The organism is Streptomyces sp. WG5 (assembly GCF_049974565.1).
GTDB lineage: Bacteria > Actinomycetota > Actinomycetes > Streptomycetales > Streptomycetaceae > Streptomyces.
On the sequence record NZ_JBNGGC010000009.1, the window covers coordinates 218,362 to 243,659 of the forward strand.

The following is a 25,298-nucleotide window of genomic DNA, read 5'->3' on the forward strand; positions in this document are numbered from 1 at the left end:
CTCGGGGGCTTCGATGGATCCATATCTCCTCACCCTGGCCGGCACCGCGGGTACGTCCCTGGTGACGTTGCTTGTCGCCGAAGGCTGGCAGCAGACGCGGGACGGGGTGGTGGCCGTCTGGCAGCGTTTCCGTCCGGAGGCCGCCGAGGAAGTCGCGCGGGAGTTGGAAGCGTCCCGGACGGCCGCGCTCGACGCGGGTGGGGGCGAGGACGACGGATCCGGTCCCACCGGGCGGCTGGAGGGCCAGTGGGTCGGAAGGTTCGCCGCGCTGCTCGGTGAGCATCCGGAGGCCGCCGACGAGCTGCGGGACCTGGTGGAAGGCTGGCAGCGGGCGGCGGGCGGCCAGGAGATCCGCGGCGACGTGCACGTGGAGGGACACGCCGAGGGCCACGGTCGCGTCTACCAGGCGGCCCGGGACCAGCACATCATCGAGCGATGAGCCCGCGGGACGACCGGGAGGCGCTCGGCCGCGCGGAGATCCGGGGCAGTGCCTCGGGCAACGGGCAGGTGTACCAGTCCGGCGCGGACCAGTACGTGACCCACTTCCACATCGGCGAGGTCCGTGGCCGGACCGCCCACGATGCCCGTCAGCGGGCCGATGTGGTGGTCCAGGTGCTGACCCGTGCGGTCGGGGAGTGGGCGGCGCGCTGCCAGGAGCTCGAGGAGAAGGCCCGGAAGGCCAGGACCGAAGGGCGCGCCGAGGCGTACGCCGAGTTCGCGGAGAGACTGAAGGACGCCGAGCTGCGCGTCATGCGGGCCCAGCGGACGGTGCGGCAGGCCGAAGAGGAACGCGCGAGGGCCGAGGCGCTGTTGACCCAGGCCCAGCAGGCACGGGCACACCGGCGTCTGGAGGACGCCGCGCGGGACCAGGGTGAGCTCTTCGGCGATTCTTCCTCCCGGCTGTCGCGGGACGACCAGGAGACGGAGCAGTTCTCCGCGATCATGGAGAGGGCGGAGGCGGAACTCGGGGCCGTACGCGAGGAGCTGCGACAGCTCGGGGAAGAGGCCGGCCGTGGCGAAGGCCATGCGGTCGGGCCGCAGGTCATTCAGGGACAGCGGGTGCGTCCGCCCGGGACCTACGAGGAGTGGGAAGTCGCCCCTGCTCCCGCCCCTGCCCCCGTCCCGGGCCGGCAGGTCGGATACCCGGCCGGTTCCCCGTACGACTACGTACCTGCGGAGTCACTCGACCCGCCCCGCTGGTTCCTGATCGCTCCGGCGTGGGTGCTCTGCGCGCTCCCGCCGTGCATCGCCATGGTCGCCGTCACGGCGGTCCGGGCCGCCTTCGAGTCGGACGCGAGCCTTCTGGGCGTGGTGCCGTTCACCGTCGTCATGGCGCTGCTGAGCGGGGTGGGGTTCTCTCTCGCCCTGTTGGCGGTGACAGTCGTGACGCTCGAGTATCTGGACCGGGCCTCGGAACTCGACGTGACCCACTACTCGTTCATCGCCAGTCTGGTGGGGTCCGCGGTCTTTTTCGTGGTCGCGTTCTTCACGCCTCTCAGCTGGCCGGGGCCCCTGGGCGGGTGGGGGCGGGGTATCGCGTCCTGGGTGGGCGTGGCGTAGACGCGGGTGGCTCCGGCGGGGCTGCGCACTCCGCTCTGCGCGTCTGCGCGTCCACGTGTCTGCGCGCGCGGGCGCAGTCGTCACGGCAGTCCGACAGAGGGACGCCCGGCGTCGTTCCTGCCCGACCGGAGGTGGCGTCCCGGCCCGGGCGCCGAGTGCGCGGAGCCGCCGGGCCGGCCCCGCGCCACGGCTCACCGTCACACCACCCGGACTTGCCCGTTTTCCCCGCGCCTCGCAAACCGACCGGACGCCGGACCGTACGTTGGCGGGATGACGCCTTCTTCCCATGAGAAGCCGAAGCCCACTGGCCCCCGTGAGGAGCGGAAGCCCTCTGGTCCCCGTGAGGAGCGGAAGCCCTCTGGTCCCCGTGAACAGCCCGCCGACCTCGTGATCACCGGCTGCACCGTTCTCGTGCACGACGACCGGGAACGGATCGGCTTCGAGGAAGACGCGGCCATCGTCGTACGGGACGGAGTCGTCGATTCCGTGACGGGCGCCGCCGTCGTGGAGAGTCTGCCCGCCGCTGATCGGATCGACGCACGCGGTCAGGTCGCCCTGCCCGGGCTGATCAACTGCCACACGCACGCGCCGATGGTGGCCCTGCGCGGACTCGCCGAGGACCTGCCCACCGAGGAGTGGTTCAACGACGTCGTCTGGCCCGTCGAGTCCAACCTCACCGAACGGGACGTGGAGCTGGGCGCCCGGCTCGCCTGCGCCGAGATGATCCGCGCGGGCGTGACGACGTTCGCGGACCACTACTTCGCCATGGACGCGGTTGCCGCCGTGGTCGCCGAGTGCGGGATGCGGGCGCTGCTGGGGCAGGCGTACTTCTCCTCCCAGGGGCCGGAAGGCAGGGAGGCGTCGCTGGAGTTCGCCATGCGGTACCGGGGCTCTGCGGACGGCCGGATCACGACCGCCCTCGCCCCGCACGCCCCCTACACGGTGACCGACACCGACCTCGCCGCCACCGCGGAACTCGCCAGCGACCACGGCCTGCCCGTGCACCTCCACGCCGCCGAGAACCGCGGCCAGACCGAGACCAGCCTCGCCCGGCACGGCGTCACCCCGATCCAGGCCTTGGAGCGCACCGGCATCCTCGACACCGACGTTCTCATCGCACACGGCACCGGCATCGTGGAGGCGGATCTCCCACTCCTCGCGCGCGCGAGCGGCCGTACGGCGGTGGCGACCGCGCCCCGCGGGTACCTCAAGTTCGCCTGGCCCACCACCACACCGGTGCGCGCCCTGCGCGACATCGGCGTGCCCGTGGGACTCGCCACGGACGGCGCCGCCTCCAACAACTCCCTCGACGTGTGGGAGTCGATGGCGCTCACGTCCCTGATCCAGAAGTCCACCGAGGGCGACCCGCGGTGGCTGACCTCCCGTCAGGCGCTGCACCACGCCACGCTGCAGAGCGCCGACGCGGTCGGGCTCGGCGACACCGTCGGCCGCATCGCACCGGGGCGGCGGGCCGACCTCGTCCTCGTCGACCTCACCGGGCCGCACACCCAGCCCGTGCACGACCTCGCCGCCACCCTCGTGCACAGCGCGCGGTCCGCGGACGTGCGCACGACGATCGTCGACGGGCGCGTCCTCATGCGGGACCGTCGGCTGCTGACCCTCGACGTCCCCGCGGTGGTCCGGGAACTGGGGGAGCGGCTGCCGGCCCTGACCGAGCGCGGCCACGGCCGGCGCGTCCAGGAGTACGACACCTGAGCTCCGTACGACACCTGTGCTCCGTACGACACCTGTGCTCCGTACGGGACTTGGTCCGTGAGGAACTGAATACCGCACGGAACTGACTACCGTACGGAACCGAACACCGAGGTCAGCCGCTTCCCCGCGGCCTGCCGAAAAGAATCTTGCCGAGCCGCGATGAGTTCTGCTCCGCCCGTCGGTCACCACCCCGGACCGTTGTGTCACGCACAGGAGGAGCTGGACCCATGTCGCTGCCCGAGATCGTCACCCGCGCGGACTGGCGCGCGGCGCGTGAGGCCTTACTGGTCAAGGAGAAGGCGGCCACCCGCGCGCGTGACGCGCTCAACGCCGAGCGTCGCGGGCTGCCCATGGTGGAGGTCGACAAGGAGTACGTGTTCGAGGGCGGCGACGGCAAGGGCACGCTGCTCGACCTCTTCGAGGGGCGCGACCAGCTCGTCGTCCACCACTTCATGTTCGCGCCGGAGTGGGACGCCGGCTGCCGCAGCTGTTCGGCGTTCCTGGACCAGGTAGGGCACCTCGCGCACCTGAGGGCCCGCGGTACGACGTTCGCGGCCGTCTCCCGGGCGCCGTACCCGAGGATCCTGCCGTTCAAGGCACGGATGGGCTGGACGCTGCCCTGGTACTCGTCCTACGTCAGCGACTTCAACGCCGACTTCGAGGTGACCTTCGAGCACGAGGGCGAGCTCGTCGAGCGGCCCGGCCTCAGCTGTTTCCTGCGCGACCGCGACCGGGTCTTCCACACCTACTCGACGTACGAACGAGGCCTCGACGGACTCGGCTCGACCACCAGCCTGCTCGACCTGACCGCGCTCGGCAGGCAGGAGCAGTGGGAGAAACCCGAGGGGCGCGCGTCGGCCCTCGGCGCGCCGGCGGGAAGCGAGAGAGTCCGCTACCACGACGAGTACGAAGACTGACACGCTCCGTAGCGAAAGGGCCCGAACGGCTGAGGAGCCTCTCACACTTTGCGGTGAACGGGTGTCAATGACGTCTCAGTACCGTCACCGCGCGAGGCGTTCGCTCCATGGTTGGCGTCTGGCTCTACGAGTACAGCGCTACATGGAGGTGCGGGGTGAACGGGCGAACGGTGCTCGAACGCTTTCCTGCCGGTGGACCGCGAGGATCCTGGCCGGCGGAGGAGTTCGCGAACGCGCGGCGTCTGGAGGGGCTGCCCGCCGAGGTCGTCATGGACCTCGCCACGGACATGTTCCTGGTCATCGTCCGCGGTGACGCCGCAGGCGGCTCGGCCGTCTGAGCGTGCGGCGGCGCCTACGCGCTGACCGGTCGTGACCATGTGGGCGTCGTGTTCGTCACCCGGCACAGGGCGAGGTAGAGCGGTATGGGCGGGGTGTAGGGGACCGTGCTGTCCGGGCGGTGGATGAGGCCGGGAACGTACGGTGCGTCGGGAAGGAGCGCGCCGGTGGCGTACCGCGCGGGAACGGGCCACTCCAGGGCGTAGTCGGAGTCGGACGGGACGATCCACCACCAGTGGGCCTCGTCGGCGTAGACGCAGCCCACGCGCGGCAGCCGAGGGAGCACCAGAGGACCGAAACGGGCGGGCACCGTCACGGCGTCGCAGCCCAGCGGAGCCGTCATGCCGTCCGGCACGGGCAGCTGCCGGGGGGTCCCGGAGAGCGCCCCGGGGGTGTCCAGCCCGCGCTGGAGGCGGACCAGGGTGTCCAGGCCGAGCGGACGGACTCCGGACGCGGCCCTCATAGCCATTCGGTCTCCGTTCCGCGGTGCGCGCGGAGGCGGCGTCCCTCCGCCTCGCCGTCGATACCCGTGCCGCCGGCGGGGCCGGGTTTCGGGCGGGCGCCCCAGCCCAGGTCGTCGCGGGGCTCCGACGGACCGGGCGGCCCGTCGGCCCGGCGTGGCAGCTCGGCCCAGACCAGCAGACCGGGGCCGTGCTCCTGGGCGCCCCAGGCGTCGCACAGGGCGTCGACGAGAAGCAGTCCCCTGCCGTGCTCGTCGTCGGGCTGCTGATCGGCCGACGGGTGGGGCTGACCGGGGGAGCAGCCCTCGTCGCGTACGGCTATGCGGACCAACTCGGCCCCGTCGTGCAGCTCGCACACTATGTGTCTGCTCGCGGTGTGCACGATCGCGTTGGTCACCAGCTCGGAGACCACCAGGGCCGCGGTGTCGCAGGTGTCCTCGCACACCGACCAGCCGTTCAGCCGTGCGCGCGTCAGGCGTCTGGCCTGCGCGGGGGAGCCCGGATGTGCGGCCAGCTCGAAGCGGAACCGGCGCTCGGCGGCGGCGGCCCCCGAAGGGCCGGCTCCCATGGTGGCACCGAGGCCCAGGGAGCCCGCGGCGGCGTCTGTTCCTAAGGGCGCGGACGGAATCACGCTTGCCACTATCGCCCCGGCGTGAACACTTGGCAAGTGTCACTCTGAAAAATGCAGAGTGCTGTGTGACGGTCTGGACGGTCGTGGCACACTGCTCGCAACAGCACGTCGAGCGGCGCCACTTCGGATCACCGAGAGCCCGACCAGGCTCTCGAACGGAACTTCGAATGGCGCCGCCGGGCTGTCCGCACATGGACGCGCGGGACTCTTTCGGGACTCTTCAGGAGGTGGGCGGTGAGCGAGCCGCGGTCCGCGCCGACGGTCGGTCAGGTTGTCCTCGGCAGGCGCCTGCTGGACCTGCGGGAACGAGCCGGCCTCAAGCGCGAGGAAGCCGCGCGCATCCTGCGCGTCGCCCCCGCCACGGTCCGCCGGATGGAGATGGCCGAGGTCGCACTCAAGATCCCCTATCTCCAGCTCCTGCTGAAGGCCTACGGCATCGGCGACGAGGAGGCCGACGCCTTCGTCCAGCTGGCCGAGGACGCCAACAAGCCCGGATGGTGGCAGCGCTTCCACGACATCCTGCCGGGCTGGTTCTCCATGTACGTCAGCCTGGAGGGCGCGGCCTCCCTCATCCGTGCCTACGAGCCCCACTTCGTCCCCGGAGTGCTGCAGACCGAGGACTACGCGCGCGGGGTGCTCCGCTCGGGAGCCATCGGGCAGACCCGGCCCGACGACATCGAACGCCACGTCGACCTGCGCATGCGGCGCCAGGAACTGCTCACCCGTGAGGACGCGCCCAGGCTGTGGGTCGTGATGGACGAGACCGTCCTGCGCCGCCCCGTCGGGGGCCCCGAGGTGATGCGCGCCCAGATCGACAGACTGCTGGAGGCCACGGAGCTGCCCCATGTGACGCTGCAGGTCGCCCCGTTCTCCAGCGGGCCGCACCCGGGCACGTACGGGCCCTTCGTGCTGTTCCGATTCGCCATGCCGGAGCTGCCGGACATGGTCTACAGCGAGTACCTGACCGGCGCCGTCTACCTCGACGCGCGCGCCGAGGTGGCGACCCATCTCGAGGTCATGGACCGCATGGCGGCGCAGGCCGCCACGGCACATCGCACGAAGGAGATCCTCCGGGATCTCCGCAAGGAGCTGTGAATGAATCGCATCAAACCCCAGCGCTCGCCGCGGACCCGCAGCGAGCGGATCCACCACGAGGGGATCTACGGCGAAGGGGTCCACAGCGAAGGGATCTACAACGGCATGCCCGCCCGTGAGCTGGGCAGCGAGGGCTGGCACAAGCCGTGGAGCGGCGGAAACGGGGGCAACTGCCTGGAGGCGATGAAGCTCGCCGACGGCCGGATAGCCGTACGGCAGTCGACCGACCCCGACGGGCCGGCGCTGATCTACACCTCCGCCGAGATGACGGCCTTCATCGAGGGAGCGAAGGCGGGAGAGGCGGATTTCCTGCTCACCTGAAACGTGCGCCCTGTTGATGTTTGCTTCCTAAACTGTTTGGCACTGAGTTGATCATCCGCCGCCATCGCCCGCCGCCGTCGCCTGTGACCGTCATCCGTAGCCGACGCCCTTCGCCGTCACCCTTCGCCGTCACCGTTCTCGTCACCGTTCGCCAGGAAAACTCACCACCTTGGAGCTCGTCATGACCGGGCAGCACCGCGCCGAGATCGACACGAGTAGGCCGCACCCCGCACGGATGTACGACTGGTACCTCGGCGGCAAGGACAACTACCCGGTCGACGAGGCCATGGGCCGGCAGATGCTCACGCTCGACCCGAGGGTGCCGGTGATGGCCAGGGTGAACCGCGCCTTCATGCACCGGGCCACCCGCTGGCTCACCGGTCAGGGCATACGGCAGTTCCTGGACGTCGGAACCGGCATCCCCACCGAGCCCAACCTCCACCAGGTCGCACAGGAGACCGCGTCCGACGCCCGCGTCGTCTACTGCGACAACGACCCCATCGTGCTGGCCCACGCGGCGGCCCTGCTGCGCGGCACGCCCGAGGGGGCGACCGAGTACCTCCAGGCCGATGTCCGGGATCCGGATGCCATTCTGGACGGCGCCAGGAAGATCCTGGACTTCGACCGGCCCATCGCGCTGTCCCTGATCGCGCTGCTGCACTTCGTCTCCGACGAGGACGGCGCGCACGACCTGGTCGGCCGGCTGCTGTCGGCGCTGCCCTCCGGCAGTCACCTGGTGATGACCCACGCGACGGCCGACTTCACGCCCGAGGAGTCGCGGGCGGCCACCGAGAAGCTCAGAGCCGCCGGTGTCACCCTGGCCCTGCGCTCACGCGACGAGTTCGCCCGCTTCTTCACCGGCCTCGACCTGGTCGAGCCCGGCGTCGCGGTGCCCCACCTGTGGCACCCGGAACTGGGCGAGCCGGTTGCCGGGCAAGAGGACGGGGTCATCCCGGGGTACGGGGCAGTGGCCCGTAAACCGTGACCCGCGGGTTGTGAGCGGCAGGTCGTGACCGGCAGGCTGCAACCCCGCTGGTCGGCCCGCGGAGGAGCGGTGCGTGTGCCTGAACGGCCCGCGCGGGAGCGGCGGCGCGCTCAAGCCGTCATCGGCCGGTCGTACGGGCCGACCGGCGCCGGCAGCCGTGTACTGCCGCCGGACAGGTGACGGTCGACGGCCGCCGCCACCGCCCGCCCCTCCGCGATCGCCCACACGACGAGCGACGGCCCACGTGCCGCGTCCCCCGCGGCGAAACAGCCCGGGACATGGGTCGCGAAGCCCGGGTCCCGGGCGATCGTGCCCCGGGGCTCCAGCGCCAGCCCCAGTTGGTCGATGAGCCCGTCGTCCCGGTCGGGGCCCGAAAAGCCGAGGGCGAGGAGGACGAGGTCGGCCGGGAGCGACCGCTCGGTGCCGGGCAGCGGACGGCGCCCGGCGTCCACTCCCACCAGGTGCAGCGACCGGACGTGCCTCTCCGCGTCACCGGTGAAACGCAGCGTGTTCGCCGCGAACAGTCGTGCGTCCGCGTCCGCGGCCGGCGCGGACCGCAGTTCACGTGCCTCCTCGTGCGCTGCCGACAGCCGGTACAGCCGCGGATACGTCGGCCAGGGCTCGGTCGCCTCGTCGCGCTCCGAGCCCGGTCGCGCGTAGATGTCCAGCTGGGTCACGGACGCGGCCCCCTCCCGGACCGCGGTACCGAGGCAGTCCGCTCCCGTGTCACCGCCGCCGACGATGACGACGTGCCTCCCGGCGGCGGACAGCGGGGAGCGCTCCAGATCCCCCTCGCACACCCGGTTCGCCAGCGGCAGGTACTCCATCGCCTGATGGATACCGGCCAGCTCCCGACCGGGCACGGCCAGCTCGCGCCACGTCGTCGCCCCGGTGGCGATCACCACCGCGTCGTAGCGGGCCCGCAGTTCGCCGGCGGCGACGTCCCGCCCGACCGTCGTCGACGTACGGAACGTCGTCCCCTCGGCCCGCATCTGGTCGATGCGCCGCTCCAGGTGCCGCTTCTCCATCTTGAACTCGGGGATGCCGTACCGCAGCAGCCCACCGATCCGGTCGTCCCGCTCGTAGACGGCGACCGTGTGCCCGGCCCGGGTCAGCTGCTGCGCCGCCGCGAGCCCGGTGGGCCCCGACCCGATCACCGCCACCGTCCGCCCGGACAGCCGGTCCGGCGGGCGCGGCGGTGCGAAGCCCTGCTCCCAGGCTTCGTCGGCGATCGCACACTCGACGTTCTTGATGGTGACGGCGGGCTGGTTGATGGCGAGCACACAGCCCGCCTCGCACGGTGCCGGGCACAACCGGCCGGTGAACTCGGGGAAGTTGTTCGTGGCGTGCAGCCGCTCGCTCGCCGCCCGCCAGTCCGACCGGGTGACCAGGTCGTTCCACTCCGGGATCAGATTGCCGAGCGGACAGGCGTCGTGGCAGAAGGGGATGCCGCAGTCCATGCAGCGACCGGCCTGCGCGCCGATGACCGGCAGCAGTGCCCCAGGGACGTACACCTCGTTCCAGTCCCGGGCGCGCTCCCCCGCCGGCCTGCGGGGCCACTCCTCGCGGGGCGTGGTCAGGAAACCCTTGGGATCGGCCATGGCCGTCTTCCTTGCGTGCGGGGTGGCCGGCCGTACGTCGCGGGCGGCGCCCTTCGAGCCCACGATACGTGCCGCCCGCCCCGAGCGCAGAGCACCGGACGGCGCCCTGGCCCACGTGCTGCGGGCTGCGGCGCCGCCCCCTCGCGGGCTGGAACCGGTGCTGCCGGCCGCCTCGCCCGGGCCGGCGCCCCGGAGCGCGATGGGGAGTCCGCCCGCTCAGGCGAGGGCCAGCACGTAGGCCACCGCCGCCGCGGCCGAGGCGGCCGTGCGGACGTGGTTCCACGCGGTCCACTCGCGTACGTACGCAGGCCACCGGGCGGCCGCCTCCGCGGTGCCCGGCTCCAGCTCGAGCAGTGCGGAGTTGCGCGGCACATGGGCGGCCGCGGTCACCCCGAACGATCCGAAGAGGAACAGCGCACTGCCCAGCAGCAGCTCCACCGCGGCCTCGTCGGGCCACAGCACGAACGTCACCACGGCGATCACCGCCGTCAGCGCCGCCGTCCCGAGGAACACGAGCATGAAGGCGGGCCGCACCGCGGCCGTGTTGATCGCGTTCATCGCGGCGACTCCCTGCGCGGGCGGCAGCGCCGCGAGCCCCCGCATGACGAACGTCGAGAACGCGCAGAAGACGCCGGCCGTCAGACCGGTCCCGAGCACACCCAGCACCGTCAGCACGACGTACGGTCCATCGATCATGTCCTGTCAGCTCCCACCCGTCGAGTCGATGCCCGCTCGGCACCGACGGCCGTCGACCACCGCAAGTCAACGTCCGTACGGGCACGGTGACCATGGCCGGTCGGCGCGAGCGCATACGCGGGCGTCCAGGCGGGCGGGCCGGCGGCTGACGCATCATGGGCGGGTGCGACTGCAAGCGATCACCTGGGACAGGCTCGGCGACCTGCTCGCCGAGCGCCTGCTCGACCTCCAGCCCGCCGACGGCAGCGCCTGGCCGCGCGTCGCCTTCGACGGCGCCCCGGCCGCCCGCCCCGGCGACCTCGCCGACCGGGTCTCCGAGGCGCTGCGCGTTCGCGGCAGGCCCTCCCTCGCCGTCGGGACGGAGGGCTTCCTGCGTCCCGCCTCCCTCCGTCTGGAGTACGGCCATCAGGACGTCGAGTCCTTCTACAACGGCTGGTACGACACCGGCACCCTGTGGCGCGAGGTCTTCGACCCCCTCGGGCCCGGCGGCGACGGGCGCGTCCTGCCCGACCTGTGGGACCCGGTCACCGATCGGGCCACCCGCAGCCCCTACGTGCGCCTCCCACCCGGCGGTGCGCTGCTGCTGCACGGCCCCTTCCTGCTGCGCCACTGGTTCCCCCTGGATCTGAGCATCCACCTCGCCCTCGGTCCCGGCGCACTGCGCCGCCGCACCCCCGAGGCCGAGCACTGGACCCTGCCCGCCTTCGAGCGCTACGAGGAGGAGAACGACCCCTCCGGCGCCGCCGACGTCCTGGTGCGCGCCGACGATCCGCGGCACCCCGCGTGGAACGGCTGACGGGCCGCGCGGGCGGCTGACGCTCCCGGCCCCTCCACAGGTGTGCGCGTGCGACGTCCCAGGCGCCGTGACGGTCTCCTCCGACGGCGCGTCCATGCCGCCCACGCCGGTGACACCGGTGATGCCGCACTCCGTGTTCTGCTTCGGCGATCCTCCAGGGCCCGGGCGCGTCGACCCGTCCGCGGAGAAGGGCGGCGAGGCCCGCCCGGCCGTGCCGAGCCGCGCCGTGCCGTGCCGAGCCGCGCAAGGTCGTGGGGATCTCCGCCCGAGCGGCTCGTGCCGTCGCGTCAGAGCCAGCCGTTGCGCCGGAAGCCCCGGTGCAGAGCCAGGCAGGAGACGGTGATCACGCCTATGACCAGGCCGTAGCCGTACCGCCAGCGCAGTTCCGGCATGTGGTCGAAGTTCATGCCGTACATCCCGCAGACCATCGTGGGCACGGCGACGATCGCGGCCCAGGCGGTGATCTTCCGCATGTCCTCGTTCTGCGCGACCGTCACGCGGGCGAGGTGGGCCTGCAGGATGGAATGGAGCAGCTCGTCGAACGCCGCGAGCTGCTCGGTGGCACGCAGCAGATGGTCGGCGACGTCGCGGAAGTAGGCCTGTATCTCCGGCTCGACCACCCGGGCCGGCCGTGTGGCCAGCTCTTCCAGCGGCCGGCCGAGCGGCACCACGGCCCGCCTCAGTTCGAGGAGTTCACGCTTGAGCTGGTAGATCCGCCCTGGATCGACCCGTGCGCCGTGCTCCGCGAACACCTCCGTCTCGACATGGTCGATGTCCGCCTGGACCGCTTCCATGACGCTCAGGAAGTCGTCCACCACGTGGTCCGCGATCGCGTGCAGCACGGCCGAGGGTCCCTTGGCGAGCTGGGCGGGATCTGACTCCAGTCCCTCCCGCAGCGGTCCCAGTGAGCCGTGCCGCCCGTGGCGCACGGTGATCACGAAGTCCTGGCCGACGAACACCATGATTTCGCCGGTGCTCACCACCTCGCTCGTGGCCGTGAGTTCCTCGTGCTCCACGTAGCAGACCGTCTTGAACACGGCGAAGAGCGTGTCGCCGTACCGCTCCACCTTCGGGCGCTGATGGGCCTCGATCGCGTCCTCGACCGCCAGCGGGTGCAGGTCGAAGAGCTCCGCGACGCCCGCGAACTCCTGGTCCGTCGGCTCGTGCAGGCCGAGCCAGACGAAACCGGTTCCCCTTTCCCGCATCCGCCGCACCACGTCGGCCGGATCTCCGCCCTCCGGAGTGCGGACACCGTCCCGGTAGGTCACGCAGTTCACCACCGAAGAGCCCAGCGGGGAGCGGGCGGGGTGGCTCAGGTCCACGCGCGGGCGCCGCCGGGCCAGCCTTGCCACCTTGCGGAGGCCGCCGGCCCTCCCCAGGCCCGTGACCCTCCGTAGGTTCCCTGCCATCGTCATCCGTGTCTCCCCCGCGTGGGTCCCCTCGCGCCGTGCTTCCCGCGCCTTCGCGCCAGTCTGTCAGGCCTGCCCGAGCCGCGGATCAGCCTGTGGAAATGGAGGGTTCCGCTTTGTTCCCGGCTGTGGACAGGGCGGTTGCGGGCGCAGGCTTGGGCGCGGGTGCGGGCTCGGGCGCGGACCGGATGCGCCAGGGACCGGACACGGCATGGATACCGGACGGGCCGGTCACGCCCCGGCCGGTCGGCTGCGACGGGCGTCGTGCCGGAGCGTCGACCGCTTCGGGCAAGCCGGACAACTGGGATGATCGCCGCATGACGCGAACCGACGGACACCTCCTCGACAACCGGCGGGCCGAGGCGGCGGAGTGCTTCGACGCCTTCGCCACGCTCTTCGACCCCACGACGTTCCGGTATCTCCAGACGCTCGGTGTCGGACCCGGCTGGCGCTGCTGGGAGGTCGGAGCCGGCGGCACCTCCGTGGTGTCCTGGCTGGCCAAGAGGGTGGGTCCGACCGGCAAGGTCCTCGCGACCGACATCGACACCTCATGGGTCGCTCCGGCCGGGCGGCCTCCGGTCGAAGTCCGCGTGCACGACGTGGGCGCGGAGGAAGCTCCGGGGGAGGGCTTCGACCTGGTGCACGCGCGGCTGGTTCTCGTCCATGTCCCGGACCGGGAGCGGGCGTTGCGCTCGATGGTCAAAGCCCTGCGTCCCGGGGGCCGACTCCTGGTCGAGGAGGCCGATCCCGCGCTGCAGCCCCTGCTCTGCCCCGACGAGCACGGTCCCGAGCAGCAACTGGCGAACCGGGTGCGGCACGGCTACCGCCAACTGCTGGCTCACCGCGGTGCCGACCTCTCCTGCGGCCGTCGGCTCCCGCGTCTCCTCCGGGAGGCCGGGCTGCGCCGCGTGGAGGCCGACGCCCACTTCCCGGTCACCTCACCCGCGTGCGCCGTCCTGGAGTCCGCGACGGTCCGACAGGTCCGCGACCAGCTGGTCGGCGCGGGGGTGGCCACGCACGAGGACATCGACCGCCACCTCGCGAACGTCGCGTCCGGCGGCATGGACCTCGTGACGGCTCCGATGATCTCGGCGTGGGGGCGCAAGGCGTAGGGGAGTTCCCGCCAACCACCACCGGCGTCCCCCTCCCGCCCGCACTGGCCGACCGGCGGTCAGTCCGGTGCCGTCGGAGGTCTCGCACCCACCCGTTCGACCGCCCTCGCTCCCGCCCGGCACCCCGCAGCCGCCGCCCGCTCGGCCCCCGCGCCCGTGAGCATCGAGGCGAGGAACGCGCCGGTGAACGCGTCACCGGCGCCCGTACTGTCCCGCGGGGACGCCGCGGCGGCGGGAACACGCGCGCACACGGTGCCGGACCGGGCCACCAAGGCCCCCTCCGCTCCCAGCTTGGCGATCACCAGCGGGATGCGCCGGCTCAGCTCGGCAGCCGCGCCCACCGGATCCGGCAGCCCCGTGAGCAGGCACGCCTCGTCACGGCTGGGCAGCAGGACGTCCACTCCCGCGGCCAGGTCCAGGAAACGGCCGACGCCCAGCCCGGTGAGGAACCCCGCCGACGCCGGGTCCAGACTGACCGGCACCCCACGCGCGTGCGCCGCGGCCAGCGCGACCCGCACCAGAGCACGGCTCGGCTCCGAGAACAGGAGGTAGCCCGACAGGTGCAGCCGGGCGACGCCGTCGAGCAGTGTGTCCGACCAGTCGCCGGGCCCGATCCGCAGCGACGCCCCGCTGTCCGTCAGAAACGTCCGCTCGCCCGAGTCGCCCGTGTCGACCAGGCAGATCACCGTCCCCGTCGGCGCCGCTGGGTCGACGGCGAGCAGAGGGCGCACTCCACGGGCCACGAGTTCCCGCTCGTGCCAGGCAGCCGCGTCGGCGCCGACCCGCCCCAGCAGCCGCACGTCACCGCACCCTGCGTACGCGGCCCAGCAGGCCACGTTGGCACCAGCCCCACCGGGCAGTCGGCGGATCGAGGCCGCCGTGTCCGTGCCGGCGGCCAGCGGTCCCCGGTGCCGGGCGACGACGTCGGTGATGACGTCCCCGACGACCAGCAGCGCGGCGCCCGGCCCGGCGGTCACGCCCCGGTCCACGCCGCCGCGACGCGTGCCGCCAGCCGCACGTTCCCCCGTACCGCCGCCAGGTTGGCGCTCAGCGAGGCGCCGTCGGTGTGCCGTACCAGGTAGTCGAGCAGGAACGGTGTGACCGCCTGCCCCGTGACCCCCTCCTCCTCGCACGCCCGCAGCGCGTCTGCGAGCACCCGAGCGTGGAGCGCGGGATCGAGCTGCTCCTCCTCCGGGACGGGATTGGCGACCACGAGCGCGGACCGCGGCCCACCGAGCGTGTCCTGCGCCCGCATCACCGCCGCCACCTGCTGGGCGGTGCGCAGCGTCCAGTCCACCGCGTGCCCGGAGTCGGACAGGTAGAAGCCGGGGAAGCGGTCCGTACCGTAGCCGGCCACCGCGACACCCAGTGTCTCCAGGCGTTGCAGGGTCGCCGGCACGTCCAGGATGGACTTCACACCCGCGCAGACGACCGTGATCCGGGTGCGTGCCAACAGGCCGAGGTCGGCCGACTCGTCCTGCGTCACCGTCCACTCCCGGTGCACGCCGCCGAGCCCGCCGGTCGCGAACACCCGTACGCCCGCCTGGGCCGCCAGCAGGGCGGTCGCCGACACGGTGGTCGCTCCGCTCGCTCCCGCGGCCATCGCGAGCGGCAGGTCGCGGTGGCCCAGCTTGCGGATGCCGTCCTCGTGCGCGACCCGCTCCAGCTGTTGCTCGTCCAGGCCGACACGGGGCCGTCCGTCCAGCACGGCGATGGTCGCCGGTACGGCGCCCTCTCGCCGTACCGTCTCTTCCAGCTCCCGCGCCACCAGCAGGTTGCGCGGGCGCGGCAGCCCGTGCGCGATGATCGTCGACTCCAGCGCCACCACGGGGTGACGCGCCTCGACCGCCGCCCGTACCTCTTCCGACACCATCAGCATCACGCGCCTGCCTCCTGTCCGTCGGTCCTCCCTCATCCCTGGCGGGCGGGGCACCGGGCCAAACCCTCGCGGAGGCCCTGCCGGGATCTTGCGGTGCTCGGGGGAAACCGCGAGGCTGGCAGTCATGACGGACAACACGACACGTCTCGACCATGTCGTCCTCTGGGTGCGAGACCCGGTCGCGGCGGCCGACTTCTACGAGAAGACGCTCGGGCTGGAGCCCCTGAGAGTGACCGAGTACGTCGCGGGGAGCGTGAGCTTCCCCTCCGTACGCCTCAACGAGGAGACCATCCTCGACCTGGCGCCGCACTCCCTGGCGGAGCGCATGCGAGTGGTCCCCGGTGCCGACGGCAGCGCCGGCCACCCCGTCAACCACGTCTGCCTGTCACTTTCCCCGCACGACTTCGACGCACTGCGCACTCGCCTGGAAGAACAGGCCATTCCGGTCTCGGAACTGTCGTACGACTCCTACGGCGCCCGTGGCCTGGCCCGGCGCAGCTTCTACTTCGGTGACCCCGACGGCAACATCTTCGAAGCGCGGCACTACGCGTAACCCCTGCCCCGCACGACGCACGACCCCTGCCCGGCACCGCCCGGGCGGCAGGACCCCTCAGAACAGCGGCTCGGGCAGCACGCCCTCCAGGGCGAGCAACTGCCGCTTGGTGTCCACGCCGCCCCCGAACCCGCCGATGCCGCCGTCTCTCTCGACGACCCGGTGGCACGGCACGACGACCGGCAGTGGGTTGGCCCCCATGGCCGTGCCCACCGCCTGGGCGGCGCCCGGCTGGCCGACCCGGTCGGCGAGGTCGCCGTAGCCGACGACCGAGCCGAAGGGGACGCCCGAGGCCAGCTCGCGCAGCACCTGCCGGTTGAAACCCGAGATCAGCGACCAGTCCAGCGGCAGGTCGAAGTCACGCAGTCTGCCCGCGAAGTAGGCCTCCACCTGCCGTATCGCCTCGGTCAGCAGCGGGGAGCCGGGCGCCTCGACGGGCTCCGGGCCCAGCCGGGCCGCGAGCCTCTCGAGCGCCCGGTCGCGCGCGGTGTCGGTGGCGTGGAACACGACGTTGACCAGGCCGTCGCGGGTGGCGGCCAGCAGCAGCGGACCGATGCCGGTGTCGACGACGGTCCACACGACCTGCTGCTCGTACTGCCCGTGGCTTTCCATGTGCCCACGGTACGGGCAGCCACTGACAACGCCGGGGCAGCGGGGGCATCGGCGCACACGGCCGTCCCGTGCTCCCGGCACGACGGGATCACCGTGCGGTCGAGTCCTCGCCCACGGCGTCCCGCACCACGTCGGGCTTGTTGGTGATGATGCCGTCGACGTCGTACCCGGCGACCCGCCGGGCGGTGTCGGCGTCGTCGACCGTCCAGGTGAAGACCTCCAGCGGCCTGCCGTGCGCTCCCGTGAAGGCGTGCACCGAGGCCACGTAGCCGGTGGAGAGGGAACCGTGCGACGGATTGATCTGGTCGGTGAACTCGGCGTACGCGGGCAGCTCCGCCACGGACGGCGTGCCGAGGAAGCCGGTCCTGACGGCCGGCTTCAGTTCGTGGACGGTCCGGACGCTGTCCGCGCTGAAACTCTGCACGACCAGGCGGCCGGCCACATGCCGCCGGTCGAGCCAGCCCTCGTTGGCGAGGACCTTGAGGGTCTGCTGCTCGATGCCCGGATACAGCTGGGGGTTCTTCAGCTCCAGCAGCAGCTTCTGGTGGTGGTGCTCCACACGGTCCACGTACTGCTTCAGTGTCGGCACACGCGCGCCCGCGTACTGGGACCCGAACCAGCTCCCCGCGTCCAGCCGGGCGATCTCCGCGGCGGTGAAGTCCTTCACCTTCCAGGGTGACCGGTCGGGGAAGACCTCCTCCACGTTCGTCGTACGGCGCAGGTTGTCGTCGTGGAGGACGACGAGTTCCCCGTCCCTGGTGCGCTGGACGTCGTTCTCCACCCAGCGGATGCCCAGCTCCGCGGCCTTGTCGACGGCGGCCAGCGTGTTCTCCGGCGCATACCCGGAAGCGCCCCTGTGGGCGACGACCGAGGGCCCTTCGTCGGTCTGGGCGACCCCGGCGTGCGAGAGCGGGGCGAGCAGGGCGACTCCCAGAAGCGCGGTGGTCGTGACGGCAACTGCGCGCACGTGCATGCGTACTCCTCGCGTCGAGCGATCACGGACAGCACCACTGTGGCATCAGAGAGTCAATGGAAGAGGGGTGCAGAATGGCCGCAGACTGAACGGAGTTGCTCAACTCCGCTCACCGGGGCCGCACAAGTGGGGCAAACCCGTGATTCTTTGCCGGAGAATCGTTCGACCATTCCGGTGGGAGTCATACTCTCTGCCTCGACCCTGACCGTTGACCGCGGTCCCGGGAGGGGCGCACATCAGGGAAATGCCGGCACATGACCGGGCGCACGAAGGCGGAAGGGCAGCCGCACATGCAAGGCACGGTCGAGGGATTCGGCTACGGACTCGTCACACCGCTGGTGGCCTACCTCATGGCCTGTCTCGGCGGTGCCCTCGGCCTGCGCTGCACCACCAGGTCCATGCGGGTCAGCCGGTCCTGGCGCCCCGGATGGCTCGCCCTGGGCTCGGCCGCGATCGGCTCCGGCATCTGGACCATGCACTTCGTCGCCATGATGGGGTTCACGATCGAACACACGCCGATCCGCTACGACTGGCTGATGACCTTCGCCAGCCTGGCCGTCGCCGTCGTCATGGTGGGCATCGGGATCTTCATCGTCGGCTACCGGGGCGCGCGGGGAGCGGCCCTGTTCACCGGCGGCACCATCACCGGCCTGGGCATCGCCTCGATGCACTACCTGGGCATGGCCGGGATGCGCCTGGACGGGCAGCTGACGTACAACACGTTCACCGTGGCCGTGTCCGTCGTCATAGCCATGGCCGCCGCCACCGCGGCCCTGTGGGCGGCCGGACAGGTCCGCGGTTTCCTGTGGAGCGTGGGCGCCAGCCTGATCATGGGGCTCGCCGTCACCGGCATGCACTACACGGGCATGGCCGCCCTCGAGGTCCATCTCCACGGCACGGCCGACCCCTCCACCGGAGGCTCGCCCGCCGAACTGCTCGCCCCCATGCTGATCGGCCCCCTCGCCTTCCTCCTCCTGGCCGGCGTGGTCGTCATGTTCGACCCGCTGATGGTCACGGGGCCCGCCGGAATCCCCGTCGAGCGGAAGCCGGGCGTCCCCGCCCGCACCGAGGCCCCGCACACGGTCCACCGCCCGGCACGCCACCTCGCGCACGACAGGTGCCGCCCCCTCGTCCACCGGCGCTCCCGGACCCCGCAGAACCGCTGATCCGGACCTGTTGTCAGTGCGGGGTCGTACGGTGGAACCCATGCGGCCCGTTTCCCAGATCGAACGCACGGTGGCGCCCTTCGAGGTCGTCAGCCCCTACCAGCCGAACGGCGACCAGCCGGCGGCCATCGCCGAGCTCGCCCGGCGTGTCGAAGCAGGCGAGAAGGACGTCGTCCTCCTCGGCGCCACCGGCACCGGCAAGTCCGCCACCACCGCGTGGATGATCGAGAAGCTCCAGCGCCCCACCCTCGTGATGGCGCCGAACAAGACGCTCGCCGCCCAGCTGGCGAACGAGTTCCGCGAGCTGCTGCCGAACAACGCCGTCGAGTACTTCGTCTCGTACTACGACTACTACCAGCCCGAGGCGTACGTCCCGCAGTCGGACACCTACATCGAGAAGGACTCCTCGATCAACGAGGAGGTGGAGCGCCTGCGCCACTCCGCGACCAACTCACTGCTCACCCGCCGTGACGTCGTCGTGGTCGCCTCCGTCTCCTGCATCTACGGTCTCGGCACCCCGCAGGAATACGTGGACCGCATGGTTCCGCTCCGGGTCGGCGAAGAACACGACCGGGACGAGCTGCTGCGCCGCTTCGTGGACATCCAGTACACGCGCAACGACATGGCCTTCGCCCGCGGCACCTTCCGGGTGCGCGGCGACACCATCGAGATCTTCCCGGTCTACGAGGAGCTCGCGGTCCGCATCGAGATGTTCGGTGACGAGATCGAGGCCCTGTCCACGCTCCACCCGGTCACCGGCGAGATCATCAGCGACGACCAGCAGCTGTACGTCTTCCCGGCCTCCCACTACGTCGCGGGCCCCGAGCGCCTGGAGCGGGCGGTGGGCGACATCGAGAAGGAGCTGGCGGAGCGTCTGGCCGAGCTGGAGAAGCAGGGCAAGCTCCTGGAGGCTCAGCGACTGCGGATGCGTACGACGTACGACCTGGAGATGCTCCGCCAGATCGGCTCCTGCTCCGGCGTCGAGAACTACTCCATGCACTTCGACGGCCGCCTGCCCGGTTCCCCGCCGAACACCCTGCTGGACTACTTCCCGGACGACTTCCTGCTGGTCATCGACGAGTCGCACGTCACCGTGCCGCAGATCGGCGCCATGTACGAGGGCGATGCCTCCCGCAAGCGGACCCTGGTCGACCACGGCTTCCGGCTGCCCTCCGCGCTCGACAACCGCCCGCTGAAGTGGGAGGAGTTCCAGGAACGCATCGGGCAGACGGTGTACCTGTCGGCGACCCCGGGCACCTACGAGCTCTCCCGCTCGGACGGCGCCGTCGAGCAGATCATCCGCCCCACCGGCCTCGTCGACCCGGAGGTCGTCGTCAAGCCCACCGAGGGGCAGATCGACGACCTGGTGCACGAGATCCGCAAGCGGACCGAGAAGGACGAACGCGTCCTGGTCACCACGCTCACCAAGAAGATGGCCGAGGACCTCACCGACTACTTCCTGGAACTCGGCATCCAGGTCCGCTACCTGCACAGCGACGTCGACACCCTGCGCCGCGTCGAACTGCTCCGTGAGCTGCGGGCCGGCGAGTACGACGTCCTGGTCGGCATCAACCTGCTCCGGGAGGGCCTCGACCTCCCGGAGGTGTCCCTCGTGGCCATCCTCGACGCCGACAAGGAGGGCTTCCTGCGCTCCGGCACCTCCCTGATCCAGACCATCGGCCGTGCGGCGCGCAATGTCTCCGGCCAGGTCCACATGTACGCCGACAAGATCACGCCGGCGATGGAGAAGGCCATCGACGAGACCAATCGGCGCCGCGAGAAGCAGGTCGCGTTCAACAAGGCGAACGGCATCGATCCCCAGCCGCTCCGCAAGAAGATCAACGACATCGTCGCGCAGATCGCCCGCGAGGACATCGACACCGAGCAGCTGCTCGGCTCGGGTTACCGCCAGACGAAGGAGGGCAAGGGCGCCAAGGCCCCCGTGCCCACCTTGGGCGGCCAGGCGGCAGGCGGCGGTGCCAAGGCGGCCAAGGCGGCCAAGGGCAGGGCCAAGGAGACGGCGGTGACCGACCGCCCGGCGGCGGACCTCGCCGAACAGATCGAGGAGCTCACCACCCGTATGCGGGCGGCAGCCGCGGACCTCCAGTTCGAGATCGCCGCCCGGCTGCGCGACGAGGTCTCCGAGATGAAGAAGGAACTGCGCCAGATGAAGGAGGCCGGCCTGGCCTGACGGCCCGCCCGGGTACGCGCCGTGTTGCAAGAACGACACAAAGTGCGGACTCGGGTGGGGCGCTGTCAGTGCCCCTGCGTAGGGTTCTGACCAACCGCGGGGACCGCGGCAACAGGGGACCGCTCGAGAGGGGATCAGCGCGTGACCGTCAACATGACCAAGGGTCAGGCCATCAGTCTGCAGAAGAACGACGGCGGCAGCCTGACGTCGGTGCGCATGGGTCTCGGCTGGCAGGCGGCTCCCCGGCGCGGCCTGTTCGGCTCGCGCACCCGGGAGGTCGACCTGGACGCCTCCGCCGTGCTGTTCGCGGACAAGCAGCCGGTCGACGTCGTCTTCTTCCGCCACCTGGTGAGCGACGACGGCTCGGTGCGCCACACGGGGGACAACCTCGTCGGCGGGGTCGGCCAGGGCGGCGACGACGAAGCCATCCTCGTCGACCTGCAGCGCCTCCCGGTCCACATCGACCAGATCGTCTTCACCGTGAACTCCTTCACGGGCCAGACCTTCCAGGAAGTGCAGAACGCGTTCTGCCGCCTGGTCGACGAGACCAACGGCCAGGAGCTCGCCCGCTACACGCTGGCGGGTGGTGGCGCGTACACGGCCCAGATCATGGCGAAGGTCCACCGGGCGGGCCAGGGCTGGGCGATGACCGCCATCGGGTCCCCGGCCAACGGCCGCACCTTCCAGGACCTGATGCCGGCGATCCTGCCGGTCCTGTAGCGGGCCGGCACGACCTGCCGGCCCCGTGTTCGGGACGGGCGGGCGCCGCACGGCACATCACGAGCGACGCACGAGTGACACAGGGGGAAGGCGATGACGGTCGAGCTGACGCGGGGGCAGAACCTCCCGCTTCCCCGGGCCCGTCTCGAGATCCGGGTCTCGGCCGGCACGCCGATCGTGGCCGGAGCCACGCTCGGTGACGAGAACGGCAAGGTCCCTGGCGCCGAATGGGTGGCCCACCCGGGCAGACCCACCCTCCCGGGTCTGGAGGTCTCCCGGCAGGCGGCCGCCGACCACCGCCTCGCGGTGGACCTGGACGCGGTGCCGGACGCCGTGCACCGCGTCAGTGTGCTGCTCGCCCTGCCCGCCGGCGGGACGGGCCCGGCCCGTTTCGGGGCCGTCGCCGCCCCCTTCGTCGCCGTCACGGGCCTCGACGGCGACGAGGTCGCCGACTACACCATCACCGGCCTGGAGGCCGAGTCCGCCGTCGTGGCTCTGGAGCTCTACCGGCGCCAGGGTGCCTGGAAGGTGCGCGCCGTCGGCCAGGGCTACGCGGGAGGCCTCGCCGAGCTCCTCGCCGACCAGAACCTGCCCCGGGCCCACCAGCTCGCCGGGAACATCCAGGACGCGGTGACCGGCGGCCTGGTCCGTTCGGTGCCGGCACCACCGGCTCCGCCGGCCCGGACGGCCGACGGCAACCGCTCACGGCAGGCCGCCGCCCCGGCGCACGGCGAGGACCACGGCGCCGCCGCACCCCAGGGCGCCACCGGCTCCGTGCCCCCGGCGTCCGCGTACGACCCCCCGGGCGTGCCTGACCCGCAGACACCCGGTGTCCCGGGGCAGCACAACACACAGCAGCCGTACTCGGGAGGACCGGGGGACTCCGGCACCGCCGGCCGGCCGGCCGCACCCGCCGGTGGCCCGATCGACTACAGCCACCCGCGTCGGCAGAACGCCGCTCCGCCTCCGCCCCCGCCGGCCGCGCCTCCGGCCGCACCCGGGCAGCCCGCCCGTCCTGTCGCGGGCGATGCCGCCGGCTGGTCCATGGAGGAGCGGCTCTACAACCAGGTGTGGGGCATGTTCGAGGACCTGGCGCGCACCACGGCCGCGTACCGAAGCGCCGTCGACTTCGCCGACTCGCGCATGGAGAAGGAACTCGACCAGGTCCTGTCCGATCCGCGCGGCCGGATCGGAGATCGGGGCGACGCCGCCCGGGAGGCGGCGCGCGCCCGGCACGCCCAGCTCGTGTCCCAGGCCCAGGAGGTCCTGGACCGGGACGTCGCTCAGCTCGCCGCCGAGGCGGAGGTGGTCGAGCCCGCCCTGCCGGCGGCCTGCGCACGATGGGACAACCCCGTCTGGCACGCCTACCGCGTACCCACGGAGATGCCCATGGCACTGCGGCTGGGCGATCTCCACCTGCCCGAGTCGCCCCGCATCAGCATTCCGCTGCTGGTCCGGCTGCCGCTGGAGCGCGGCCTGTGGATCGACAGCGGGCGTTCCCTCTCGCTCGACGGCTCGTACGCGGACTCCCACGAGATACGGCGCCTGGGCCTGGAGACGGCTGTCGCGCACGCGGCCCGGCTGCTCGCCGTCCATCCGGCGGGCGAGTTCACCGTGCACGTCATCGATCCGGCCGGATCAGGGACGCAGGCACTGGCCCCGCTGGTGCAGACCGGAGCGCTCGCGGCCCCGCCCGCCGCGGGCGCCGCCGGGACGGCGGACGTGCTCACCCGCCTCACCCAGCGCGTCGACCTGGTGCAGATGGCGTTGCGCGGAGGAGCTCCCGACGCGCTCCCGCCCGGCCTCGACACCTCCCAGCAACTTCTGATCGTCAACGACTTCCCGCACGGCTTCGACGACCGGGCGGTGAACCAGCTGCGCTATCTCGCCGACGAGGGGCCGGCCGTGGGCGTCCACCTGATGATGGTCGCCGACCGTGAGGAGTCCGCCGGGTACGGTCCGCTCCTCGACCCCCTGTGGCGCTCGTTGCTCCGGCTGACCCCGGTGGCCGACGACCATCTCGCCGATCCGTGGGTCGGGCACGCCTGGACGTACGAGCCCTCGCTCGTGCCGCCCGGCAGTCAGGTGCTTCAGCAGGTGCTCACCCAGGTCGCCGCAGCCCGCCGTCCGTGGGATCGGTGACAACCTCCGAGCTGGGCTTTTGAGCTTTATTTGCGAATCTCTTTACCATTCCTTGGGAATGGGCTACTGTCGTCCGTACGGAGGGGAGTACTCCCTGTCTGTGCGGCGTACCCGTCAATACGGATCAGGCCAGATCCCGGGGCGTCGGCCCGTGGGTCCAGCGCGTCACGCGTTCCGGACCCGGGGTGGAAGAGACCTCCGGCAGCGACGACGCTGACATTTGCCGTGTGACGTACTGCCGGAGGCGTAGTAGTGGAAGTTTCTGTGGCCCTGTGGGTCCTGACCGTCGTGGGCCTCGCTGCCCTGATCGGAGCCGATTTCTTCATCGGCCGCAAGCCGCACGACGTATCGATCAAGGAAGCCGGGATCTGGACGGCCGTCTGGATCGCCCTGGCGGCCCTCTTCGGGATCGGCCTGCTCATCTTCGGTGGCGGCCAGCCCGCCGGCGAGTTCTTCGCGGGCTACATCACCGAGAAGTCCCTGAGCGTGGACAATCTCTTCGTCTTCATCCTGATCATGGCGAAGTTCGCGGTGCCCTCGCAGTACCAGCAGCGAGTGCTCCTCATAGGTGTCCTCGTCGCCCTGGTCCTCAGGACCATCTTCATCGCGGCGGGTGCCGCGATCATCGCCAACTTCTCCTGGGTCTTCTACATCTTCGGCGCCTTCCTCATCTACACCGCCTGGAAGCTCATCCAGGAGGCCCGGGCCGACGAGGACGACGAGGAGTTCGAAGAGAACAAGCTGCTGAAGGCGGCCGAGCGCCGCTTCGGTGTCGCCGACCGGTACCACGGCACGAAGCTGTGGATCGAGGAGAACGGCAAGCGCATCATGACCCCGATGCTGGTCGTGATGCTCGCGATCGGCACCACCGACGTGCTCTTCGCCCTCGACTCCATCCCGGCGATCTTCGGCCTGACCCAGGACCCGTACATCGTGTTCACGGCCAACGCGTTCGCCCTGATGGGTCTGCGCCAGCTGTACTTCCTCCTCGGCGGACTGCTGAGGAAGCTGGTGCACCTCTCCTACGGTCTGTCGGTCATCCTGGGCTTCATCGGCGTCAAGCTGGTGCTGCACGCCCTGCACGAGTCCGGTGTCCACGTCCCCGAGATCAGCATCCCGGTCTCGCTCGGTGTGATCTGCACCGTCCTGATCGTCACCACGATCACCAGCCTCCGCGCCTCCAAGAAGCAGGCCGAGGCGGAAGCGGCGGCCACCGAGGGCGACGATGCTCCGAAGGACAGCGTCGAGGCCTGAACACGTACGACAGTCGAGGCGTGAGCGCATAACGACAGTCGAGGTCTGATCGCACAGGGCCTCTCGGTCGTACGCGGAAGACCACCACCGGGAGCGGGGGGGGGGGGGGGGGCCCACCCCCCGCCCCCGGGGGGGGGGGGGGGGGGGGGGGGGGGGGGGGGGGGGGGGGGGG

General features: G+C 71.5%; 25 protein-coding genes. 16 read left to right on the forward strand and 9 right to left on the reverse strand.

Translation table 11 applies throughout. The features are described from left to right. Positions 1-13 precede the first annotated feature (13 nt). From ACP4IX_RS12095 to ACP4IX_RS12115, 5 genes are all read left to right on the forward strand, one after another. On the forward strand, positions 14-439 hold the full coding sequence (locus ACP4IX_RS12095) for a hypothetical protein (protein WP_426555474.1): 426 nt from the start codon (positions 14-16) through the stop codon (positions 437-439). Further along, complete coding sequence (locus tag ACP4IX_RS12100; RefSeq protein WP_426525056.1) at positions 436-1,560, forward strand: hypothetical protein; 1,125 nt, start codon at positions 436-438, stop codon at positions 1,558-1,560. The genes ACP4IX_RS12095 and ACP4IX_RS12100 overlap by 4 nt, the downstream gene beginning before the upstream one ends. 270 nt (positions 1,561-1,830) lie before the next feature. Further along, on the forward strand, positions 1,831-3,276 hold the full coding sequence (locus tag ACP4IX_RS12105; RefSeq protein ID WP_426555475.1) for an amidohydrolase: 1,446 nt from the start codon (positions 1,831-1,833) through the stop codon (positions 3,274-3,276). A 227-nt stretch (positions 3,277-3,503) separates the two neighbouring features. Next, the gene (locus ACP4IX_RS12110) at positions 3,504-4,193 is read left to right on the forward strand and encodes a DUF899 domain-containing protein (RefSeq protein ID WP_426555476.1); all 690 of its coding nucleotides are present in this window, start codon (positions 3,504-3,506) and stop codon (positions 4,191-4,193) included. Positions 4,194-4,348: 155 nt separating this feature from the next. Next, the gene (locus ACP4IX_RS12115; RefSeq protein ID WP_426525050.1) at positions 4,349-4,531 is read left to right on the forward strand and encodes a hypothetical protein; all 183 of its coding nucleotides are present in this window, start codon (positions 4,349-4,351) and stop codon (positions 4,529-4,531) included. Positions 4,532-4,545: 14 nt separating this feature from the next. Here ACP4IX_RS12115 and ACP4IX_RS12120 read toward each other — a convergent pair whose 3' ends face one another. Together ACP4IX_RS12120 and ACP4IX_RS12125 are read right to left on the reverse strand one after the other, a co-directional pair. Next, the gene (locus tag ACP4IX_RS12120; protein WP_426525048.1) at positions 4,546-4,998 is read right to left on the reverse strand and encodes a hypothetical protein; all 453 of its coding nucleotides are present in this window, start codon (positions 4,996-4,998) and stop codon (positions 4,546-4,548) included. Then, complete coding sequence (locus ACP4IX_RS12125) at positions 4,989-5,630, reverse strand: ATP-binding protein (RefSeq protein ID WP_426555477.1); 642 nt, start codon at positions 5,628-5,630, stop codon at positions 4,989-4,991. The genes ACP4IX_RS12120 and ACP4IX_RS12125 overlap by 10 nt, the downstream gene beginning before the upstream one ends. 225 nt (positions 5,631-5,855) lie before the next feature. Here ACP4IX_RS12125 and ACP4IX_RS12130 point away from each other — a divergent pair, with 225 nt between their 5' ends. The 3 genes from ACP4IX_RS12130 (at position 5,856) to ACP4IX_RS12140 (ending at position 8,022) form a co-directional block, all read left to right on the forward strand. Next, a complete protein-coding gene (locus ACP4IX_RS12130; protein ID WP_426525044.1) occupies positions 5,856-6,716 on the forward strand; it encodes a helix-turn-helix domain-containing protein in 861 nt (286 codons plus the stop codon). Then, complete coding sequence (locus ACP4IX_RS12135) at positions 6,717-7,037, forward strand: DUF397 domain-containing protein (RefSeq protein ID WP_426525042.1); 321 nt, start codon at positions 6,717-6,719, stop codon at positions 7,035-7,037. 181 nt (positions 7,038-7,218) lie between these two features. After that, complete coding sequence (locus ACP4IX_RS12140; RefSeq protein ID WP_426525040.1) at positions 7,219-8,022, forward strand: SAM-dependent methyltransferase; 804 nt, start codon at positions 7,219-7,221, stop codon at positions 8,020-8,022. A gap of 110 nt (positions 8,023-8,132) precedes the next feature. On the opposite strand, the gene ACP4IX_RS12145 is transcribed toward ACP4IX_RS12140, so the two are convergent. Next, complete coding sequence (locus ACP4IX_RS12145) at positions 8,133-9,623, reverse strand: glutamate synthase subunit beta (RefSeq protein ID WP_426555478.1); 1,491 nt, start codon at positions 9,621-9,623, stop codon at positions 8,133-8,135. 216 nt (positions 9,624-9,839) lie between these two features. Then, entirely contained in the window at positions 9,840-10,319 is a 480-nt protein-coding gene (locus ACP4IX_RS12150; protein ID WP_426525036.1) for a DUF1772 domain-containing protein, read from the reverse strand. A 163-nt stretch (positions 10,320-10,482) separates the two neighbouring features. Here ACP4IX_RS12150 and ACP4IX_RS12155 point away from each other — a divergent pair, with 163 nt between their 5' ends. Next, on the forward strand, positions 10,483-11,115 hold the full coding sequence (locus ACP4IX_RS12155) for a uridine kinase (protein WP_426525034.1): 633 nt from the start codon (positions 10,483-10,485) through the stop codon (positions 11,113-11,115). A 287-nt stretch (positions 11,116-11,402) separates the two neighbouring features. On the opposite strand, the gene ACP4IX_RS12160 is transcribed toward ACP4IX_RS12155, so the two are convergent. Then, positions 11,403-12,530, reverse strand: a complete 1,128-nt coding sequence (locus ACP4IX_RS12160) for a magnesium and cobalt transport protein CorA (RefSeq protein WP_426525032.1) — start codon at positions 12,528-12,530, stop codon at positions 11,403-11,405. Between the two features lie 311 nt (positions 12,531-12,841). On the opposite strand from ACP4IX_RS12160, the gene ACP4IX_RS12165 reads away from it, so the two are divergent. Next, positions 12,842-13,636, forward strand: a complete 795-nt coding sequence (locus ACP4IX_RS12165; RefSeq protein ID WP_426525030.1) for a methyltransferase domain-containing protein — start codon at positions 12,842-12,844, stop codon at positions 13,634-13,636. Positions 13,637-13,695: 59 nt separating this feature from the next. Here the strand turns inward: ACP4IX_RS12165 and ACP4IX_RS12170 are convergent, their stop codons facing one another. Both ACP4IX_RS12170 and ACP4IX_RS12175 read right to left on the reverse strand, forming a co-directional pair. After that, entirely contained in the window at positions 13,696-14,613 is a 918-nt protein-coding gene (locus ACP4IX_RS12170) for a carbohydrate kinase family protein (protein WP_426555479.1), read from the reverse strand. Next, positions 14,610-15,518, reverse strand: a complete 909-nt coding sequence (locus tag ACP4IX_RS12175; RefSeq protein WP_426525026.1) for a pseudouridine-5'-phosphate glycosidase — start codon at positions 15,516-15,518, stop codon at positions 14,610-14,612. Before ACP4IX_RS12175 ends, ACP4IX_RS12170 begins: the two co-directional genes overlap by 4 nt. 121 nt (positions 15,519-15,639) lie before the next feature. Here ACP4IX_RS12175 and ACP4IX_RS12180 point away from each other — a divergent pair, with 121 nt between their 5' ends. Further along, positions 15,640-16,068 carry a VOC family protein gene (locus ACP4IX_RS12180; protein ID WP_426525024.1) on the forward strand — a complete coding sequence of 143 codons (429 nt, stop codon included), beginning with the start codon at positions 15,640-15,642 and terminating at the stop codon, positions 16,066-16,068. Between the two features lie 57 nt (positions 16,069-16,125). Here the strand turns inward: ACP4IX_RS12180 and ACP4IX_RS12185 are convergent, their stop codons facing one another. Both ACP4IX_RS12185 and ACP4IX_RS12190 read right to left on the reverse strand, forming a co-directional pair. Continuing rightward, a complete protein-coding gene (locus tag ACP4IX_RS12185; RefSeq protein ID WP_426525022.1) occupies positions 16,126-16,680 on the reverse strand; it encodes a methylated-DNA--[protein]-cysteine S-methyltransferase in 555 nt (184 codons plus the stop codon). Positions 16,681-16,768: 88 nt separating this feature from the next. Further along, on the reverse strand, positions 16,769-17,653 hold the full coding sequence (locus tag ACP4IX_RS12190) for a glycerophosphodiester phosphodiesterase (protein WP_426525020.1): 885 nt from the start codon (positions 17,651-17,653) through the stop codon (positions 16,769-16,771). Between the two features lie 290 nt (positions 17,654-17,943). On the opposite strand from ACP4IX_RS12190, the gene ACP4IX_RS12195 reads away from it, so the two are divergent. The 5 genes from ACP4IX_RS12195 (at position 17,944) to ACP4IX_RS12215 (ending at position 25,126) form a co-directional block, all read left to right on the forward strand. Beyond that, positions 17,944-18,819 carry an MHYT domain-containing protein gene (locus ACP4IX_RS12195; RefSeq protein WP_426525074.1) on the forward strand — a complete coding sequence of 292 codons (876 nt, stop codon included), beginning with the start codon at positions 17,944-17,946 and terminating at the stop codon, positions 18,817-18,819. A 40-nt stretch (positions 18,820-18,859) separates the two neighbouring features. Continuing rightward, complete coding sequence (uvrB, locus tag ACP4IX_RS12200; protein ID WP_426525018.1) at positions 18,860-21,010, forward strand: excinuclease ABC subunit UvrB; 2,151 nt, start codon at positions 18,860-18,862, stop codon at positions 21,008-21,010. Positions 21,011-21,151: 141 nt separating this feature from the next. Continuing rightward, on the forward strand, positions 21,152-21,730 hold the full coding sequence (locus tag ACP4IX_RS12205; protein WP_398133370.1) for a TerD family protein: 579 nt from the start codon (positions 21,152-21,154) through the stop codon (positions 21,728-21,730). A 93-nt stretch (positions 21,731-21,823) separates the two neighbouring features. Beyond that, positions 21,824-23,872 carry a TerD family protein gene (locus tag ACP4IX_RS12210; RefSeq protein WP_426555480.1) on the forward strand — a complete coding sequence of 683 codons (2,049 nt, stop codon included), beginning with the start codon at positions 21,824-21,826 and terminating at the stop codon, positions 23,870-23,872. 252 nt (positions 23,873-24,124) lie between these two features. Beyond that, positions 24,125-25,126 carry a TerC family protein gene (locus ACP4IX_RS12215; protein WP_426525013.1) on the forward strand — a complete coding sequence of 334 codons (1,002 nt, stop codon included), beginning with the start codon at positions 24,125-24,127 and terminating at the stop codon, positions 25,124-25,126. Positions 25,127-25,298 lie beyond the last annotated feature (172 nt).

Coding starts and splice junctions, on each gene's coding strand:
- ACP4IX_RS12145 (WP_426555478.1), bottom strand. CDS start 9,623: ATGGCCGATCCCAAGGGTTTCCTGACCACGCCCCGCGAGGAGTGGCCC.
- ACP4IX_RS12180 (WP_426525024.1), top strand. CDS start 15,640: ATGACGGACAACACGACACGTCTCGACCATGTCGTCCTCTGGGTGCGA.
- ACP4IX_RS12190 (WP_426525020.1), bottom strand. CDS start 17,653: ATGCACGTGCGCGCAGTTGCCGTCACGACCACCGCGCTTCTGGGAGTC.
- ACP4IX_RS12120 (WP_426525048.1), bottom strand. CDS start 4,998: ATGGCTATGAGGGCCGCGTCCGGAGTCCGTCCGCTCGGCCTGGACACC.
- ACP4IX_RS12160 (WP_426525032.1), bottom strand. CDS start 12,530: ATGACGATGGCAGGGAACCTACGGAGGGTCACGGGCCTGGGGAGGGCC.
- ACP4IX_RS12135 (WP_426525042.1), top strand. CDS start 6,717: ATGAATCGCATCAAACCCCAGCGCTCGCCGCGGACCCGCAGCGAGCGG.
- ACP4IX_RS12140 (WP_426525040.1), top strand. CDS start 7,219: ATGACCGGGCAGCACCGCGCCGAGATCGACACGAGTAGGCCGCACCCC.
- ACP4IX_RS12110 (WP_426555476.1), top strand. CDS start 3,504: ATGTCGCTGCCCGAGATCGTCACCCGCGCGGACTGGCGCGCGGCGCGT.
- ACP4IX_RS12100 (WP_426525056.1), top strand. CDS start 436: ATGAGCCCGCGGGACGACCGGGAGGCGCTCGGCCGCGCGGAGATCCGG.
- ACP4IX_RS12105 (WP_426555475.1), top strand. CDS start 1,831: ATGACGCCTTCTTCCCATGAGAAGCCGAAGCCCACTGGCCCCCGTGAG.
- ACP4IX_RS12150 (WP_426525036.1), bottom strand. CDS start 10,319: ATGATCGATGGACCGTACGTCGTGCTGACGGTGCTGGGTGTGCTCGGG.
- ACP4IX_RS12165 (WP_426525030.1), top strand. CDS start 12,842: ATGACGCGAACCGACGGACACCTCCTCGACAACCGGCGGGCCGAGGCG.
- uvrB (WP_426525018.1), top strand. CDS start 18,860: ATGCGGCCCGTTTCCCAGATCGAACGCACGGTGGCGCCCTTCGAGGTC.
- ACP4IX_RS12210 (WP_426555480.1), top strand. CDS start 21,824: ATGACGGTCGAGCTGACGCGGGGGCAGAACCTCCCGCTTCCCCGGGCC.
- ACP4IX_RS12095 (WP_426555474.1), top strand. CDS start 14: ATGGATCCATATCTCCTCACCCTGGCCGGCACCGCGGGTACGTCCCTG.
- ACP4IX_RS12195 (WP_426525074.1), top strand. CDS start 17,944: ATGCAAGGCACGGTCGAGGGATTCGGCTACGGACTCGTCACACCGCTG.
- ACP4IX_RS12185 (WP_426525022.1), bottom strand. CDS start 16,680: ATGGAAAGCCACGGGCAGTACGAGCAGCAGGTCGTGTGGACCGTCGTC.